Source organism: Micromonospora cabrerizensis (assembly GCF_022230955.1).
GTDB classification, from domain to species: domain Bacteria; phylum Actinomycetota; class Actinomycetes; order Mycobacteriales; family Micromonosporaceae; genus Micromonospora; species Micromonospora cabrerizensis.
The window spans coordinates 20,388-35,066 of sequence record NZ_JAKKFI010000040.1 but is presented as its reverse complement, the minus strand read 5'-3'; the positions used below and the strand labels follow the sequence as shown (position 1 = coordinate 35,066).

The following is a 14,679-nucleotide window of genomic DNA, read 5'->3' as shown; positions in this document are numbered from 1 at the left end:
CCAACTTACCGTGCGGCTAGTAAGGTGACTAGCCGGGCGGCAAGTAAGTACGGCAATCCTCGGGGGGAGCTTACCCATGACTCAGGCAACCCAGGCCGGCGTACGACCCAACAACATCAGGGTCGTGCTGTTCGGGCTGATGATCGCGATGATGCTCGCGATGCTCGACAACATGATCGTCAGCACCGCGTTACCGCGGATCGTCGGCGAGTTCGGCGGGCTCAACCACTTCACCTGGGTGGTTACCGCGTACGTCCTGGGCACCACCGTCTCCACCCCGATCTGGGGCAAGCTCGGTGACCTCTACGGCCGCAAGTCGGTCTTCCTGACCTCGGTGGTCGTCTTCCTCGTCGGCTCCGCACTCTGCGGCATGGCCGGTTCCGGGATGCTCGGCGGCCCGCAGGACGGCATGGTCCAGCTGATCGCCTTCCGGGCCGTGCAGGGTCTCGGCGCCGGTGGCCTCATGGTCGGCGTGATGGCGATCATCGGTGACCTGGTTCCGCCCCGCGAGCGTGGGCGCTACCAGGGCATGATCGCCGGCATCATGGCCATCGCCATGGTCGCCGGCCCGCTGGCCGGTGGCTTCATCACCGACCACCTCTCCTGGCGCTGGGCGTTCTACGTGAACCTGCCCCTGGGTGGGATCGCGCTGCTCGTGCTGATCACCACCATGCACCTGCCGAAGTACCGCACCGAGCACCGGATCGACTGGCTCGGCGCGGGTCTGCTCTCGGTCGGCATCACCGCGATCGTGCTCATCACCACCTGGGGCGGCAACGAGTACGACTGGACGTCGCCGCAGATCTTCGGCCTGGCCGTCCTGGCCGTGCTCGCGTTGGTGGCGTTCGGCCTGGTGGAACGCCGCGTCCAGGAGCCGATCCTGCCGTTGGCGCTCTTCGCCAACCGCAACTTCGCGCTGATCTCGGTGATCGGCTTCCTGCTCGGCTTCGCGATGTTCGGCGCGATGAACTTCCTGCCGCTCTACCAGCAGACCGTGCAGGGTGCGTCGGCGACCAACAGCGGTCTGCTGCTGCTGCCCCTGATGTTCGGCATGCTGGTGGTCTCGCTGGTCATCGGGCGGGCGATCACCCGCAACGGCAGGTACCGGGCGTACCCGATCATCGGTGGCGTCATGATGACCGCGGGCATGGCGCTGCTGTCGATGCTCGACACCGACACCAGCAAGCTGATGTCCTCGCTGTACATGGTCGTGCTCGGCGTCGGCATGGGTTTCCTCATGCAGACGTCCATGCTGATCGCGCAGAACAGCGTGGAGCAGAAGGATCTCGGCGCGGCCAGTGGCGCGGCGACCTTCTTCCGGTCGATCGGCGGCTCGTTCGGCATCTCGCTGTTCGGCGCGATCTTCGCCAACCGGCTGGCCAGCTCCGAGGGTGGCCGGGCCTTCGGCGGCGAGTCCGGCGGCGCGGGAATGGACCTGGAGAAGCTCAAGGACCTGCCCGCCCAGGCCCGCGAGATGGTGCTCGGCGGTCTCTCCGACGCGATCTCGCACGTCTTCCTCTGGGCGGTGCTGTTCACCATCGTGATCCCGGTGCTCGCCTGGTTCATCAAGGAGATCCCGCTGCGGACCGCCAACGAGGCGCCGCCGCAGGCCACTCCGGAGGAGGAGGCCGAGATCGCTCTCGGCAAGGCGGCCCCGGTCGCCTGACCCGACACTCCTCACCGCGCGCCGCGTCGTCCCGTCCGGGCTGGCGCGGCGCTCCTCTTCCCGCGACGGTGCGTCTATCGGGTGAGCGCACCACGCAGTCGTTGCCAGAGGCGGCGTAGCGGGTTGCGGGGGCGGGGGAGTTGGGGGGAGAGAGGGCCGAGCAGCTCGGTGGCCAGTGCCGCGGTGGCCGGGTCCAGATCCGGGGCGGCAAGTGCCAGGTGGGCCAGCGAGGCGGCGATCGGCACCGGTCGGGTCCGTGCCACGGCGACCGCATCGGCGAGCCGTTCCGCCACCACCCGCGCCACGTCCGACCGCACCGAGGGATCCACCCAGGCCGCGGTGACCAGGGCGAACAGCGCCGCCTCGGTGACCCAGTCCTCCACACCCCAGATCAGGTCGAGCAGCACGCGGCGGCGGGTCGAGCCCTCCCACGGCTCGTCGGTGCGGTGGTGCAGCAGCCCCAGGCAGGCCCACACCTGCACACCACGGACCCAGACCGACGGGTCGTGGGCGGCCAGCAGCCGACCCACCGCGTTGGCCGGCGCGGCGGGCGGGTGCACCAGCAGGCCGAGCAGGTCGGTCACGTCGAGGCCGGCCAGGCCCACCGCCGCGTCGTACGCCGCCGGTGGGTGCGGCCACGCCGGGTGTGCGACCTGCCCGATCCGTTCGACCGCCGTCGCCGAGGGTGCCGGCAGCGCGGGCGTGGGCAGGTCGTCCGCGTAGCGCCACAACTGTTGGGCGGACGCCCGCCGCGGCTCGCGCGGGTCCGGCTCCAGCGCGCCCCCGACGACCTCGATCCGCAGCCCGGGCGCGGTGGACGTCGCCGTCCGGACGGCGCTCGGCGGGGCGGCGGCGGGTAGGCGTACGGCGCTACCGAGACCGTTGTCGTCGTCGGCCACCGCCTGGCGCATCGCGTCGACCAGCGGGCCGCCGGCCGGAGTCAGTTGACCGAGCCAGGGCCGCGCGCGGCAGCACTGGGCCAGGTCGCCGTGCTCGTGGCTGTCGTCGGGGTGGTCGCGGACGAAGTCGGCCAGCGCGACCAGGTGGGCCAGGTCGCCGTCGCGTAGGTGCCGCAGGCGGTGTGCGGTGTGCACCGCGCAGTCGAACGCCGGGTCGCGCGCGAGCGCCCGCTCGGTCCACTCCAGTGCCTCGTCGAGGCGGCCGATGTCGGCCAGGGTGCCGGCGATGTCCGCGTAGATCGCCAGGTCGTCGGGGTCCAGCTCGACGGCCCGACCGAGGGCCGCGAGGCCTTCACGGGTCCGGCCCGCGCTGCGGTACGCGTACCCGAGCCAGACCTCGCCCATCTTCGAGGGTTGTGCGCGTACGCCTCGGGTGGCCCAGCGGACGGCGAGGGTGACCTCGCCGAGACGCCGGGCCAGCGCGGACGCCGCGCCCAGCAGTAGGCCGTGCTCGGGGTGCACGGTGACCGCGTTGCGGGCCAGCGTGAGGTACGGCGTCAGAGCGGCCCGGCCGATGCGCGGCACCGGGTCGGACAGCGCCGCGCAGACCTGCATGAGGACGCGGGCGATGTGGTCCGGATCCAGCCGTTCGGCGAGCTCGGGCGCGGTGACCCAGGGAACGCCGGCCCACTGGGTGCCGGGCGCGTGCGCGGTCGCCGCGGCCAGCAGCTCCAGCCCCTCGGCGGGGCGGCCGGCGGTGGCGAGCAGGTGGGCGCGGGCGACGACCGCCCCCACGAAGGTGTGGTGGTTGATCGGAAAGAGGTCGAGACCGCCGGCGCTCGCCGCGGCGAGTCGGGCCAGCGTCTCGTGCACCTCCGGCAGGGTGGGTGCTCGTGCCAACGCGCCGGCGAGGTGCCCGGCGGCGTGGCGCAGGTCGCCCTCGTCGAGTGCCAGCCGGGCGAGCGCCAGCTCCTCCGTCACGGAGAGCGCGGGATCGTCCGTTCCCTCGGGCACGTCGTCCTCTCGTCGCTGGGCCAGGCGGGTGCAGCACTCCCAGCGTAGTTGATATTGAGATCAACTGGTGATCAGCTGCGCAGTCCTGCTCGTTCGATTGCTGAGATACGGTTAAAAGTGCAAGACTGAGCAAGAATCGCGCGGCAACCGCGCAGGGGGAGGGTCACCGTGACACGTGCAGGGGCTGGCATGGCCGCCGACATCGACGAGCAGCCGGCTGGCTACGCCCGCCTGCTCTCGACCGCCAACGCCGCCGAGATCGCCCGGGTGGCGGCGATCATCGCCGAACGCCGCCCGCGACACGTCGTCTTCACCGCCCGGGGCACCTCCGACCACGCGGCCCTCTACGGGGCGTACCTCACCGAGATCCGGCTCGGCCTGCCCGCCGGGCTCGCCTCGCCCAGTGCGGTCACCCTGTTCGGGGCCCGCCCCGACCTGTCCGACGCGCTGGTCGTCGGTGTCAGCCAGAGCGGCGGCTCCCCCGACCTCGCCGAGGTGCTGCGCGCCGCCCGTGCCTCCGGGGCACTGACCCTCGCGGTGACCAACGCCCCCGACTCGCCGCTGGTCGAGGTGGCCGAGCTGAGCGTCGACATCGCCGCCGGCCACGAGCGGGCGGTGGCCGCCACCAAGACGTACACCGCCGAGCTGCTTGCTCTGCTGATGCTGGTGGAGGGGGTCCGGGCCGGCGACGGCGTACTCCCGACGGCCGAACGGGAGGCGCTCGACGCGCTGCCCGAGCTGGCCGCCCGCACCCTGGCCGACGACACCCCGACCCGGCTCGCGCCGCGCTACCGCTTCGCCCGGCAACTGGTCACCACCGGCCGGGGGTACGCCTACCCGACCGCCCGGGAGGCCGCGCTGAAGCTGATGGAGACGTCGTACCTGCCGGCGCTCGCCTTCTCCGGCGCCGACCTGCTGCACGGCCCGCTCGCGATGACCGACCCCGAGGTCCCGGTGCTCGCGGTCGTCGGCTCCGGTCCGGGTGGACGGTCGATGGGCGAGGTGCTGCCCCGCCTCGGCGAGCGCCGCGCCGACGTCGTGGTGGTCGGCTCCGCCGAGGTGCCGGGCGCCACCCGGCTGGCCGTTCCCGAGGTCGACGAACGGTACGCCCCGCTGCTGGACATCCTGCCGTTGCAGCGGTTGGCGCTGGCCCTGGCGCTCACCCGAGGTGAGGACCCGGACGCGCCGCGCGGGTTGAAGAAGGTCACCGCGACGATGTGAGGCGCGGCGTGGCACCCTGGTCACCGTGTCCACGCTGCGCGACCTCGCCGAGGAGCACACCCATCTCCGTCCGGCCGACATCGACCACCTGCACCGGATCGCCGGCGACTGGCAACTGCTCTCCGATCTGTCCTTCGCTGACCTGCTGCTCTGGGTGCCGGTCGACGCCGACGGCACGTTCCTCTGCGTCGCCCAGGTCCGCCCGACCACCGCACCCACCGCGTACCAGGACGACCAGGTGGGGCGCATCGTCGGCGGGCCGGAGGTGGCCCACCTGGGCGTCGCGTACTCCCAGGGCCGGATCTGGCGGGAGGGTGACCCGGTCTGGTACGGCGACGTACCGGCCCGGCACGAGGCGATCCCGGTCCGACTGCGGACCGCCGAGGGGGAGGCCGGTGAGGTGATCGCCGTGGTGGGGCGGGACACCAACCTCTCCACGGCGCGCACCCCCAGCCAGTTGGAACTCAACTACCTGACCACGGCCGACGACCTGGCGCAGATGATCGCGGACGGCACCTTCCCGCCGCCCCGGCATCCCGGCGAGACCACCTCTGCGCCCCGGGTCGGCGACGGCCTGGTCCGCCTCGACGCCGGCGGCAAGGTCACCTACGCCAGCCCGAACGCGCAGTCCGCGTACCGCCGACTGGGCTACGCCTCGCACCTGGTGGGCGAGGACCTGGCCGCGCTGCACCGCCGGCTGGCCGGCGACCCGCTGGACGGCACCGAGGCCTCGAACGGCATCCTGGCCGCGCTGCGCGGTGAGGCGCCGCCCCGCCGGGAGATCGACGCCCGCGGTGCCACGATGCTCACCCGGGCGTTGCCGCTGATGCCCGCCGGGGTGCCGATCGGCGCGCTGGTGCTGGTCCGGGACATCACCGAGGTCCGTCGCCGGGACCGAGCCCTGATCACCAAGGACGCCACCATCCGGGAGATCCACCACCGGGTGAAGAACAATCTCCAGACCGTCGCCGCGCTGCTGCGGCTACAGGCCCGTCGGGTGTCCATGCCGGAGGCCCGGGTCGCGCTGGAGGAGTCGGTCCGCCGGGTCGCGTCGATCGCCCTGGTGCACGAGACGCTCTCCATGTCCAGCGACGAGGCGGTCGAGTTCGACGGCATCGTCGACCGGGTGGCCAGCGCGGCGACGGAGGTCGCGGCGACCGAGGTGAGCGTCGGAATGCGACGGCGGGGCAGCTTCGGCGTGCTGCCTGCGGAGATCGCCACCTCGCTGGTGATGGTCCTCAACGAGTTGCTGCTCAACGCCGTCGAGCACGGCTTTCCGCCGGCCGACGAGGCGGAGGAGCCCCGCGCGCCTGCCGCCTCGGGCATGGTGCCGGTCGCCGCTCCCGAGGTCGATCCTTCGCTGCGACCCGAGGTGGTCGTCTCGGCACACCGGTTCCGCAAGATGCTGCACGTCTCGGTGACCGACAACGGGCGCGGACTGCCGCCGGGTTTCGACGCGGAGCGGGCCAGCCGGCTCGGCCTGCAGATCGTCCGGGCCCTGGTCACCGGGGAGCTGCGCGGCACCATCGAGCTGCGGGCCGGAGCCAACGGCGGCACCGAGGCCGTGCTGGTCGTCCCGCTGGCCCGCAACACCCCGGACGGCCGCTCACAGGCCTGACCGCCGCGCCACCCGCCCCCGTCCGTCGTTGGCGAGGCAACGCGTCCGAGCGGTCGTGTCGTTTCGAGCGATATACCTGTGAGTCATATTTATGCCTCACAGGTATATCGCCTTCCGGGGTGGTCGCGGTCTGACGGCTGTCGGAAGCCGCCGGGCGCAGCCTCCGGCATTCGGGCGGGTCGGGCCGGTCGAGCTGAGGCGGCGGCGGGAAAACGGGCCCCAGTCGGCCCGAGCAGCGACGGCCCGAGCAGCGACGGCCCGAGCAGCGACGGGCCCCAGGTGGCAACCGGGCTGTGTCAGCGGGTCAGCGGTCGGGGCGGCTGGTCAGCAGGGCGACGGTCAGGCCGGGGCGCGGCCAGACCTGCGCGACGGTGAAGTCCGCTCGGAGCGCGTCGCCCTTGGCGCCCGGCACGGCGGCCAGCGGCTCGGTGTGCCGGCCGGCGACGACCAACCACACCCGGGGCGTACCGGCCAGGCACTGCGCCGGTCTCGGGCACTCGGCGGCCCACAGGTCGCCCCGGCGGACCTCGTCCTCGGTGACCAGCACGTCCCGTGGGGGGTCGCCGAGGTGGTACTCGATGCCGAGGTCGAGGAAGAGCCAGCTGTGCCGGGGCGAGTAGACCACCGCGTCGCCCGGCCGTTGACCATCGCCGATCACCCGCGCCGCGCCCGCGTAGTCCACCGGCGCGCTGCGCGGCCACTCGTGGGTCCGCCGCAGCGCGGCCTGGTCGGGCAGGCCGAGCAGCCCGGCCAGGACCACCACGACGAGCGCGGCCGGCGTCGCCACCGCGGCCAGCGCCGCACCCGCCAGCAGACACGCGAAGGGCACCACGAAGACCAGGTACCGGGGCACCCACAGGGGTACGACCGTGCCGGCGACGAAGAGCAGCAGTACCGGCAGCAGCACCGCGCTCACCGGCAGCAGGGCGCGCCGCCCGAGCCGGGCCGCGCCCAGCGCGGCGACCCCGACCAGCAGGCCGCCCACCACGCTGCTCTGGGCCACGCCGCCGGGCAGCGCCGTGAGGTCGTCCAACCGCGCCAGGTCCACCCAGCTCAACTGCCGGGACTGCTGGGTCCGGGCCTTCACCAGCAACGGACCGGCCAGCAGCGCGACCGGAACCACGGCGACCACCCACCGCCACACCCGCCGGTCCCGCTCGCCGGTGGGGTGCTCCCCGGTGGCGATGCCGGCCTCGGCGGGGCCGTGCCACCAGGTGACCAGGACGACCAGCGCGTGCGCGGCGAGCAGCGTGAGCGCGATCAGGTGGACGAGCCCGAGAGCGGCGACAGCGGCGGCGTAACCGGCCCAGCGGGCCCAGCTCGGTCGGCGCAGCGCGGTCACCAGCAGCAGGGTGGCGAGCACCGCCAGCATGGTGGCCAGCGCGTACGGTCGGGCCTCCTGACCGTAGCGGGAGGTGCCGGGGAGCACCGCGAACAGCAGCCCGGCGAGGAGGCCGGCACTCCGGTCGACGAGCCGCGCGCCGAGCACGGCCAGCAACCCGGCGGCCACGGTCATCGCCAGCACGGCCGGCGCGCGCAGGGCGATCGTGGAGTCGCCGAAGACCCTGGTCCAGCCGTGCATCAGCAGGTAGTACGGCCCGGTGGCGGCGTCGATGGTGCCGGCCAGCCGGGCCAGGTCGGCGGGCGACCGGGTGGCCGCGCTCCAGGTCGCCAGCTCGTCACGCCAGAGTTGGGCGGAGCCCAGCCCGGTCAGCGTCACCGCCAGGGTCAGCAGCGCCGGGGGAAGCCAGACCGGCAGGCGGCGCAGGTACTCCCACGCCGCCGCAGTCGACTCGGACAATCCGCCCACGGTCCGAGCCTGCCACGGCCACGCCGCTCGCGGTGCCACGAACTGTCCCCGGTGACCAGCTGGCCGACCAGCCTGGCCCGTGATGTGGGATCCAGCACGCGGACATTGGCCGGCCCCCATGGGGTGTGGCAGCATGGGGCTCATGACCGCCGCAGTCGTCCGCCGCTTCGTGGCTCGTCGCCACGTCGATTACGGCCGCGTGCGCAGCGCGATCTGTCCGGCCTACTGACGACGCCCGACCATTCTGTCTCGGGCGCGCTCCGCGCCGGCTGTCTCAGACACCGTTGTCCCGCCCGCTTCGCGGGCCGGCCGCCGCGCCCCGCGTAACCCCGAGGCACAGCAGACAACGGAGGACGCCGCGATGGCGGTCAGCAGCATCCCGGCCCGTTCCGAGGACCCGACGGCCCGCCCGGCCCGGGTGCCACGCCGGCCACGGGGTGAGGGTCAGTGGGCGCTCGGCCACCGCGAGCCGCTCAACCCCAACGAGCGCATCAAGAAGGACGACGACCCGCTCAACGTCCGGGCCCGCATCGAGACCATCTACGCGCACCGCGGTTTCGCCTCCATCGACCCGCAGGACCTGCGCGGCCGGTTCCGCTGGTGGGGCCTCTACACCCAGCGCAAGGCGGGCATCGACGGCGGGCGCACCGCCGTGCTGGAGCCACACGAGCTGGAGGACGAGTTCTTCATGCTCCGGGTCCGCATCGACGGCGGGCAGCTCAGCCTGGCCCAGTTGCGGGTGATCGCGGACATCTCCCGGGAGTTCGCGCGGGACACCGCCGACATCACCGACCGGCAGAACATCCAGTACCACTGGATCCGGGTCGAGGACATGCCGGAGATCTGGCGCCGGCTGGAGTCGGTCGGCCTCCAGACCACCGAGGCGTGCGGCGACTGCCCGCGGATCGTGCTGGGCAGCCCGGTCGCCGGGGTCGCCCGCGACGAGCTGCTCGACCCGACCCCGGCGGTCGACGAGATCGTCGCCCGGTACGTCGGCGACAAGCAGTTCTCCAACCTGCCCCGCAAGTTCAAGACGTCGATCTCCTGGCTGGTCGACACCCCGTACGAGTCGAACGACATCTCCTTCCTCGGTGTCGACCACCCCGAGCACGGTCCCGGCTTCGATGTGTGGGTCGGCGGTGGTCTCTCCACCAACCCGATGCTCGCCCAGCGGCTCGGCGTCTGGGTGCCGATGGCCGAGATTCCGGATGTGTGGGCCGGCGTGGTCGGGATCTTCCGGGACTACGGCTACCGCCGGCTGCGCAACCGGGCCCGGCTGAAGTTCCTGGTGGCCGACTGGGGTGTGGAGCGTTTCCGCGAGGTCCTGGAGAAGGACTACCTCGGTCGTACGCTGCTCGACGGTCCGGCGCCGACCCTGCCGTCGAAGCCGATCGACCACGTGGGTGTGCACGAGCAGGCCGACGGGCGGCACTACGTGGGCGCCGCGCCGGTGGTCGGGCGGGTCTCCGGCGGGCAGCTCGCCCAACTGGCGGACGTGGTCGAGGCGCACGGCAGCGACCGGGTGCGACTCACCCCGTACCAGAAGCTGCTGGTGCTCGACGTGCCGTCGGAGCGGACGGAGTCGTTGGTCGACGCGCTGCGCGACATCGGCCTGGAGGCCCGGCCGTCGGCCTGGCGGCGCGGCACGATGGCGTGCACCGGCATCGAGTACTGCAAGTTGGCCATCGTCGAGACGAAGGCCCGCGGTGAGGAGCTGGTGGCCCGGCTGGAGCAGCGGCTGCGCGACTTCGACGCGGACATCTCGATCCACATCAACGGCTGCCCGAACGCCTGCGCGCGGACGCAGGTGGCCGACATCGGGCTCAAGGGTCAACTGGTGGTCGGCCCGGACGGGCGGCAGGTGGAGGGCTTCCAGGTTCACCTGGGCGGCGGGCTGGGCATGGCCCAGGGTCAGACCGCCGGTTTCGGCCGCAAGCTGCGCGGCCTGAAGACCACCGCGGAGGAGCTTCCGGAGTACGTGGAACGGCTGGCCCGTCGCTACCTGGCCGGTCGGAGCGAGGGCGAGACGTTCGCCAACTGGGTGATCAGAGTCGACGAGGAGGAACTGCGGTGAGCAGCGAGAACCGAGCGGCACCCCTGTACTGCCCGTACTGCGGCGAGGAGGACCTGCGGCCGAACGAGGCGGGGCACGGCGCCTGGGAGTGCCGCGCCTGCACCCGGGTCTTCTCGGTGAAGTTCACCGGGCTGCTCTCCCGGTCGGTGACCCGATGAGCCTCGTCTCCGCAGCGAACCTGCGCCTGGTCGGTCCGGGTGGCCCGACGCCGGCCGACGCGACCCGGCGCGACCCGGACGAGCTTCGCGTCCTGGCCGAGCAGGCTGCTGGCGATCTGGAGGGCGCCCCGGCGCTGGAGATCGCCCGCTGGGCCGCGCAGACCTTCGGCGACCGGTTCTGCGTCACCAGCTCGATGGCCGACGCGGTGCTGGCCCACCTGGTGTCCCGGGTGGCCCCGGGCGTGGACGTGGTCTTCCTCGACACCGGCCTGCACTTCCCCGAGACGCTTCGGGTGCGCGACGAGGTCGCCCGGACGCTGCCGGTGACCGTCCGGTCGATCCGGCCCCGGCTCACCGTCGGCCAGCAGGACGGCCAGTACGGCCCCCGGCTGTTCAACAAGTCGCCGGACGACTGCTGCCAGCTCCGCAAGGTGGAGCCGCTGGAGCGGGCCCTGACCGGGTACGACGCCTGGGCCGCGGGTCTGCGCCGGGACGAGTCGCCGACCCGGGCCAACACGCCGGTGGTGACCTTCGACCCGCGACGCGGCAAGGTCAAGGTCAACCCGATCGCGGCGTGGTCGCAGCGGGACGTGGACGCCTACATCGCCCGCTACAACGTGCCGGTCAACGAGCTGTTCAAGCAGGGGTACGGGTCGATCGGCTGCTGGCCGTGCACCCGCCGCACCAAGGCCGGCGAGGACGCGCGGGCCGGCCGGTGGGCCATGTTCGAGAAGACCGAGTGCGGGCTGCACGTCTGACCTCGCCGACGACGACCCCGACCGGCCCTGGTGCGGCCGGCGGGGTGACTCCGGTGGTGGTGGTCGCACACGGCAGCCGTGATCCGCGAGCGGCCGATGCCACCCGGGCGCTCGCGCGAGCCGTGTCGGCTGCCCGGCCGGGCACACCGGTCCGGGCGAGCTGGCTGGACCACACCGAGCCGGGGCCGACAGCGGTCCTGCGCGACCTGGCCCTGGCCGGTCACCGTCAGGCGGTGCTGGTGCCGCTGCTGCTGACCGCCGCGTACCACCATCGGGTGGACATTCCGGCGGCGGTCGCCGCGGCGGCGCAGGCCGGGCCACCGCTGGCGGTACGGGTGACCGACGTGCTCGGCCCGGCGGACGGGACGGTCGATGCCGCGCTGCTGGGCGGGTTGCGCCGCAGGCTCGGTGAGGCGCACCCGGGTCGCTTCGACGCGTTGGTGCTGGCCGCTGCGGGCACCCGGGACGCGCGGGCGCGTCGTTCGGTGGGCCAGGTCGCGGACGCGCTCGCTGTGGAGTTCGCGGTGCCCTGCCGGGTGGCGTACGCCTCGGCGGCGCCACCGGCGGCCGGCGTGGCGGTGTCCCGGCTGCGGGCGGCCGGCGCGCGTCGGGTCGCGGTGTGCGCGTACTTCCTCGCGCCGGGCCTGTTCCACGACGCGGTGGCCGAGGCGGCCCGGGTGGCCGGCGCGGTGTCGGTCGCCGCGCCGTTGACCGACGCACCGGAGCTGGTCGAGTTGGTGCTGCGCCGGGTCGACGACCGGCCCTGCCGGCCGCTGGTCACACCGATCGGGTGACCGGTGCGGGCCCGATGCCGGACAGCGTTACGCCCCGGCGGGTGAACCCACCGGGGCGTAACGGTTTGTCGTTGGGGGGATCAGGCGGAGTGAGCGCGCAGCACCCGGAGGCCGCCGCGCCGCTTCACAGCGCGCCGCTCCTCCTCGCTCATTCCGCCCCAGACGCCAGCGTCCTGACCAGACTCGAGTGCCCACTGCAGGCACTGGTCGGTCACGGAGCAGCGCCTGCAGACGGCCTTGGCCTGCTCGACCTGCAGGAGAGCCGGTCCGGACGTCCCGATCGGAAAGAACAGCTCCGGGTCCTCGTCGCGGCAGACACTATGGTGACGCCAGTCCATGGCGGCAACACTCCTCATTCTGGATGGGTGGCAAACAATTGCTAGTCGTGCTTTTCCTATATGCATCCGCGTGCCGATGGTGACAGTTAGCGCCCAACCATTCGGCAGTGCGTGAGCAGGCGGTGATCGCCGGGGACCTGCTGGAACAGCTCAACCTGACGAGCATATCCAGGCAATGTCCCGGTAACTCAAGTTCGCTTGTGAATACTTTCACGAACGCTCGTGATGTCAAGGGTGACGCTCGGAAAAACTCCAAGCGGTGAGCAAGCCCACAACCCATTTGTCCGGGTTCCAGTGCTTTCCTGGTTACCCGCCGTGCCACAGTCGAGGATCAATATAGTACAGTCCGCGTGACATTGCTGACATTTCCGGCACCTGCCCCTCGGTGTGGCGGTAACCAGCTGGTGTGGCTGCGGTCACCGTGTCGACCTACGGCAGTACCCGAGACCTAGCAGATTACTCTCAGTGCGGCGGGAACGGAGGTGAATCTGACTTTTTCCCGCTCGCCGAGATAGTCGCCGTCGAGCTGGAACGCCTGCGGACGGTTGGAGAGCAGGGTAAACTCCGCCGTGTCATGGAGTCGTAACACCTGCCGACCTCGTGGATCCGGCTGCCGACCCAGGAACTGGGTCACTGTGCGTGTTGTGCTAGCCACCCGGAGCTGACGCAGTGCCAGCACGTCGAGCCCGAGGTCGAACGACGCGGCCGGGTTCGGGTTGACCTCCCGGTCGCCCAGGTACGTCCACGGCGCCGTGTTCTGAATGATGACGGTGGCCAACTCGGCCTCCGCCTGCTCGCCCGGGCGCTCCAAGGTGATCGCGGGATGCCTGCGGTCCGAGGCGAAGAAATACTGGTTCATGATCGAGCGCAGGTAGAGCGACGGCGTGGACACCCGTCCTTTGCGCCGGGCCTGCTCCACCCGGTGGATCACCGCGGCGTCCAGGCCGAACCCGGCGCAGAAGGTGAAGTAGCGGTCGTCCGCGAGGCCCAGCCCGACCGTCCGGCTCCGGCCCAGCCGCAGCCCTTCGAGGATCATGCTGGTCGCCTCCGGCCACTCCCGAGGCAGACCCACCGCGCGGGCGAACACGTTGGTGGAGCCCCCCGGTACGGTCGCCAGCGCCGGCAGTCGCTCGGCCAACGGGGCGTCGTCGGTGCCGGTGGGCGGGTCGGCCGTCATCAGGCCGTTCACCACCTCGTTGACCGTGCCGTCGCCACCCAGGGTGACGACCAGGTCGACCCCCTCCGCAGCGGCCTCCCGAGCCAACGCCACGGCGTGCCCGCGTCGGCGGGTGTAGCGCACGCTGAGGTCGACTTCGCTGCGCAGCGCCCGGACAAGCACGTCCCGGCTGCGTTCGCTGGTGGTGGTGGCCTTTGGATTGACCACCAGGACGGCCCGCATGGGCGGCACTGTACCTCCCGTCAGCCCGGGTATCGTGGCGCGCGTGACCATCGACTCGGCCCCGTTTCCCGTCACGCTCCGCTGGGCGGTCCGGCTGCTGTGGGCGGAGGCGGCCGTCGTCGGGTTGATCGCCGTGTGGCTGATCTGGGCCGACCTCACGGCCACCACCACCGATCTTCCGTCGGCGTTGCTGGTGACGGCGTTCGCCATCGGGGCTGCGGTCGTGCTCTGGGCGCTGGGCCGGGCTCTGCTGCGCCGCCAGGCGGGCGCACGGGCCCCCGCGATCGTGCTTCAGCTCATGCTGCTGCCGATCGGGTGGTTCATGATCCAGGCCGGGCTGGGCTGGCTGGGCGTGCCGTTGATGGCACTCGGCCTGGGCGTGAGCTGGCTGCTGGTCAGCCCACCGACGACCCGGGCGCTCGGCTTCGAGTGACCCTGCCGGCCGCCCGGGAGGTAACCCTGCCGGAGCGCGACCCTGCCGGAGCGCGACCCTGCCGGTGAGGTGACGAGCCGGTCAGTAACCGCCGGAACGGCGGGTGAGCAGCGCGATCGTGGCCCGACCGTCGGCGGCCGTGGCCGACGCCGAGGTGGTCAGCGCGGTGAGCACCTTCCAGGCGAAGGACGACTCGCCGGGCAGCGTCGCACCCCGCACGGTCGGCACGGTCACCTCGACGCTCAGCGCGTCCTCGGTGACCGCGAAGCGGCACTCCAGCTCGGCGTCACGGGTGGCGATGGCGAGCAGCATGGCGCACGCCTCGTCGACGGCGATCCGAAGATCCTCGATCTCGTCGAGCGCGAACTGCAACCGGGCCGCCAGACCGGCGGTGGCGGTGCGGAGCACGCCGAGGTAACCGCCGTCGGCGGGCACCGTGAGGTGCACCACGTCGTCGTCGATTGCTGGCTGGCCAGTCAGTTGAGTCACGCCTCATC

13 protein-coding genes are annotated in these 14,679 nt (G+C 72.3%); 8 read left to right on the top strand and 5 right to left on the bottom strand.

Translation table 11 applies throughout. The features are described 5' to 3' along the window. The first annotated feature begins 76 nt into the window (after nucleotides 1-76). Nucleotides 77-1,666, top strand: a complete 1,590-nt coding sequence (locus tag LADH09A_RS03820; RefSeq protein ID WP_238643335.1) for an MDR family MFS transporter — start codon at nucleotides 77-79, stop codon at nucleotides 1,664-1,666. Nucleotides 1,667-1,740: 74 nt separating this feature from the next. Here LADH09A_RS03820 and LADH09A_RS03815 read toward each other — a convergent pair whose 3' ends face one another. Then, nucleotides 1,741-3,579, bottom strand: a complete 1,839-nt coding sequence (locus LADH09A_RS03815) for a tetratricopeptide repeat protein (protein ID WP_238643334.1) — start codon at nucleotides 3,577-3,579, stop codon at nucleotides 1,741-1,743. 189 nt (nucleotides 3,580-3,768) lie between these two features. On the opposite strand from LADH09A_RS03815, the gene LADH09A_RS03810 reads away from it, so the two are divergent. Both LADH09A_RS03810 and LADH09A_RS03805 read left to right on the top strand, forming a co-directional pair. Further along, nucleotides 3,769-4,800, top strand: a complete 1,032-nt coding sequence (locus LADH09A_RS03810) for an SIS domain-containing protein (protein WP_238643380.1) — start codon at nucleotides 3,769-3,771, stop codon at nucleotides 4,798-4,800. A gap of 25 nt (nucleotides 4,801-4,825) precedes the next feature. Then, nucleotides 4,826-6,418: a PAS domain-containing sensor histidine kinase gene (locus LADH09A_RS03805; RefSeq protein ID WP_238643333.1), complete on the top strand. Its 1,593-nt coding sequence runs from the start codon at nucleotides 4,826-4,828 to the stop codon at nucleotides 6,416-6,418. Between the two features lie 304 nt (nucleotides 6,419-6,722). On the opposite strand, the gene LADH09A_RS03800 is transcribed toward LADH09A_RS03805, so the two are convergent. Beyond that, nucleotides 6,723-8,186: a glycosyltransferase family 39 protein gene (locus LADH09A_RS03800; protein WP_372492221.1), complete on the bottom strand. Its 1,464-nt coding sequence runs from the start codon at nucleotides 8,184-8,186 to the stop codon at nucleotides 6,723-6,725. 403 nt (nucleotides 8,187-8,589) lie between these two features. Between LADH09A_RS03800 and LADH09A_RS03795 the strand changes: the two genes are divergently transcribed. The 4 genes from LADH09A_RS03795 to LADH09A_RS03780 are packed head-to-tail and all read left to right on the top strand — an operon-like array spanning nucleotide 8,590 to nucleotide 12,012. Then, nucleotides 8,590-10,302, top strand: a complete 1,713-nt coding sequence (locus LADH09A_RS03795; RefSeq protein ID WP_238643331.1) for a nitrite/sulfite reductase — start codon at nucleotides 8,590-8,592, stop codon at nucleotides 10,300-10,302. Beyond that, nucleotides 10,299-10,460: a hypothetical protein gene (locus LADH09A_RS03790; RefSeq protein WP_172862104.1), complete on the top strand. Its 162-nt coding sequence runs from the start codon at nucleotides 10,299-10,301 to the stop codon at nucleotides 10,458-10,460. Before LADH09A_RS03795 ends, LADH09A_RS03790 begins: the two co-directional genes overlap by 4 nt. Beyond that, nucleotides 10,457-11,218: a phosphoadenylyl-sulfate reductase gene (locus LADH09A_RS03785; protein WP_238643330.1), complete on the top strand. Its 762-nt coding sequence runs from the start codon at nucleotides 10,457-10,459 to the stop codon at nucleotides 11,216-11,218. The genes LADH09A_RS03790 and LADH09A_RS03785 overlap by 4 nt, the downstream gene beginning before the upstream one ends. Then, the gene (locus LADH09A_RS03780) at nucleotides 11,200-12,012 is read left to right on the top strand and encodes a sirohydrochlorin chelatase (RefSeq protein ID WP_372492219.1); all 813 of its coding nucleotides are present in this window, start codon (nucleotides 11,200-11,202) and stop codon (nucleotides 12,010-12,012) included. Before LADH09A_RS03785 ends, LADH09A_RS03780 begins: the two co-directional genes overlap by 19 nt. A gap of 80 nt (nucleotides 12,013-12,092) precedes the next feature. Here the strand turns inward: LADH09A_RS03780 and LADH09A_RS03775 are convergent, their stop codons facing one another. Continuing rightward, nucleotides 12,093-12,350 (bottom strand): WhiB family transcriptional regulator, encoded by a 258-nt coding sequence (locus LADH09A_RS03775; protein ID WP_088950012.1) that lies wholly within the window; start codon nucleotides 12,348-12,350, stop codon nucleotides 12,093-12,095. 448 nt (nucleotides 12,351-12,798) lie between these two features. Then, nucleotides 12,799-13,749, bottom strand: coding sequence for a diacylglycerol/lipid kinase family protein (locus tag LADH09A_RS03770; RefSeq protein WP_238643329.1), 951 nt, complete (start codon nucleotides 13,747-13,749; stop codon nucleotides 12,799-12,801). On the opposite strand from LADH09A_RS03770, the gene LADH09A_RS03765 reads away from it, so the two are divergent. Beyond that, nucleotides 13,748-14,182, top strand: coding sequence for a hypothetical protein (locus LADH09A_RS03765; protein WP_238643328.1), 435 nt, complete (start codon nucleotides 13,748-13,750; stop codon nucleotides 14,180-14,182). The genes LADH09A_RS03770 and LADH09A_RS03765 overlap by 2 nt on opposite strands. Before the next feature lie 81 nt (nucleotides 14,183-14,263). Here the strand turns inward: LADH09A_RS03765 and LADH09A_RS03760 are convergent, their stop codons facing one another. Further along, nucleotides 14,264-14,671, bottom strand: coding sequence for an ATP-binding protein (locus LADH09A_RS03760; protein ID WP_238643327.1), 408 nt, complete (start codon nucleotides 14,669-14,671; stop codon nucleotides 14,264-14,266). Nucleotides 14,672-14,679: the final 8 nt, after the last annotated feature.

Excerpts from the sequence above, each read along its gene's own strand:
- LADH09A_RS03775 (WP_088950012.1), bottom strand. The coding sequence starts at position 12,350 with ATGGACTGGCGTCACCATAGTGTCTGCCGCGACGAGGACCCGGAGCTG.
- LADH09A_RS03765 (WP_238643328.1), top strand. The coding sequence starts at position 13,748 with ATGGGCGGCACTGTACCTCCCGTCAGCCCGGGTATCGTGGCGCGCGTG.
- LADH09A_RS03820 (WP_238643335.1), top strand. The coding sequence starts at position 77 with ATGACTCAGGCAACCCAGGCCGGCGTACGACCCAACAACATCAGGGTC.
- LADH09A_RS03785 (WP_238643330.1), top strand. The coding sequence starts at position 10,457 with ATGAGCCTCGTCTCCGCAGCGAACCTGCGCCTGGTCGGTCCGGGTGGC.
- LADH09A_RS03795 (WP_238643331.1), top strand. The coding sequence starts at position 8,590 with ATGGCGGTCAGCAGCATCCCGGCCCGTTCCGAGGACCCGACGGCCCGC.
- LADH09A_RS03770 (WP_238643329.1), bottom strand. The coding sequence starts at position 13,749 with ATGCGGGCCGTCCTGGTGGTCAATCCAAAGGCCACCACCACCAGCGAA.
- LADH09A_RS03810 (WP_238643380.1), top strand. The coding sequence starts at position 3,769 with ATGGCCGCCGACATCGACGAGCAGCCGGCTGGCTACGCCCGCCTGCTC.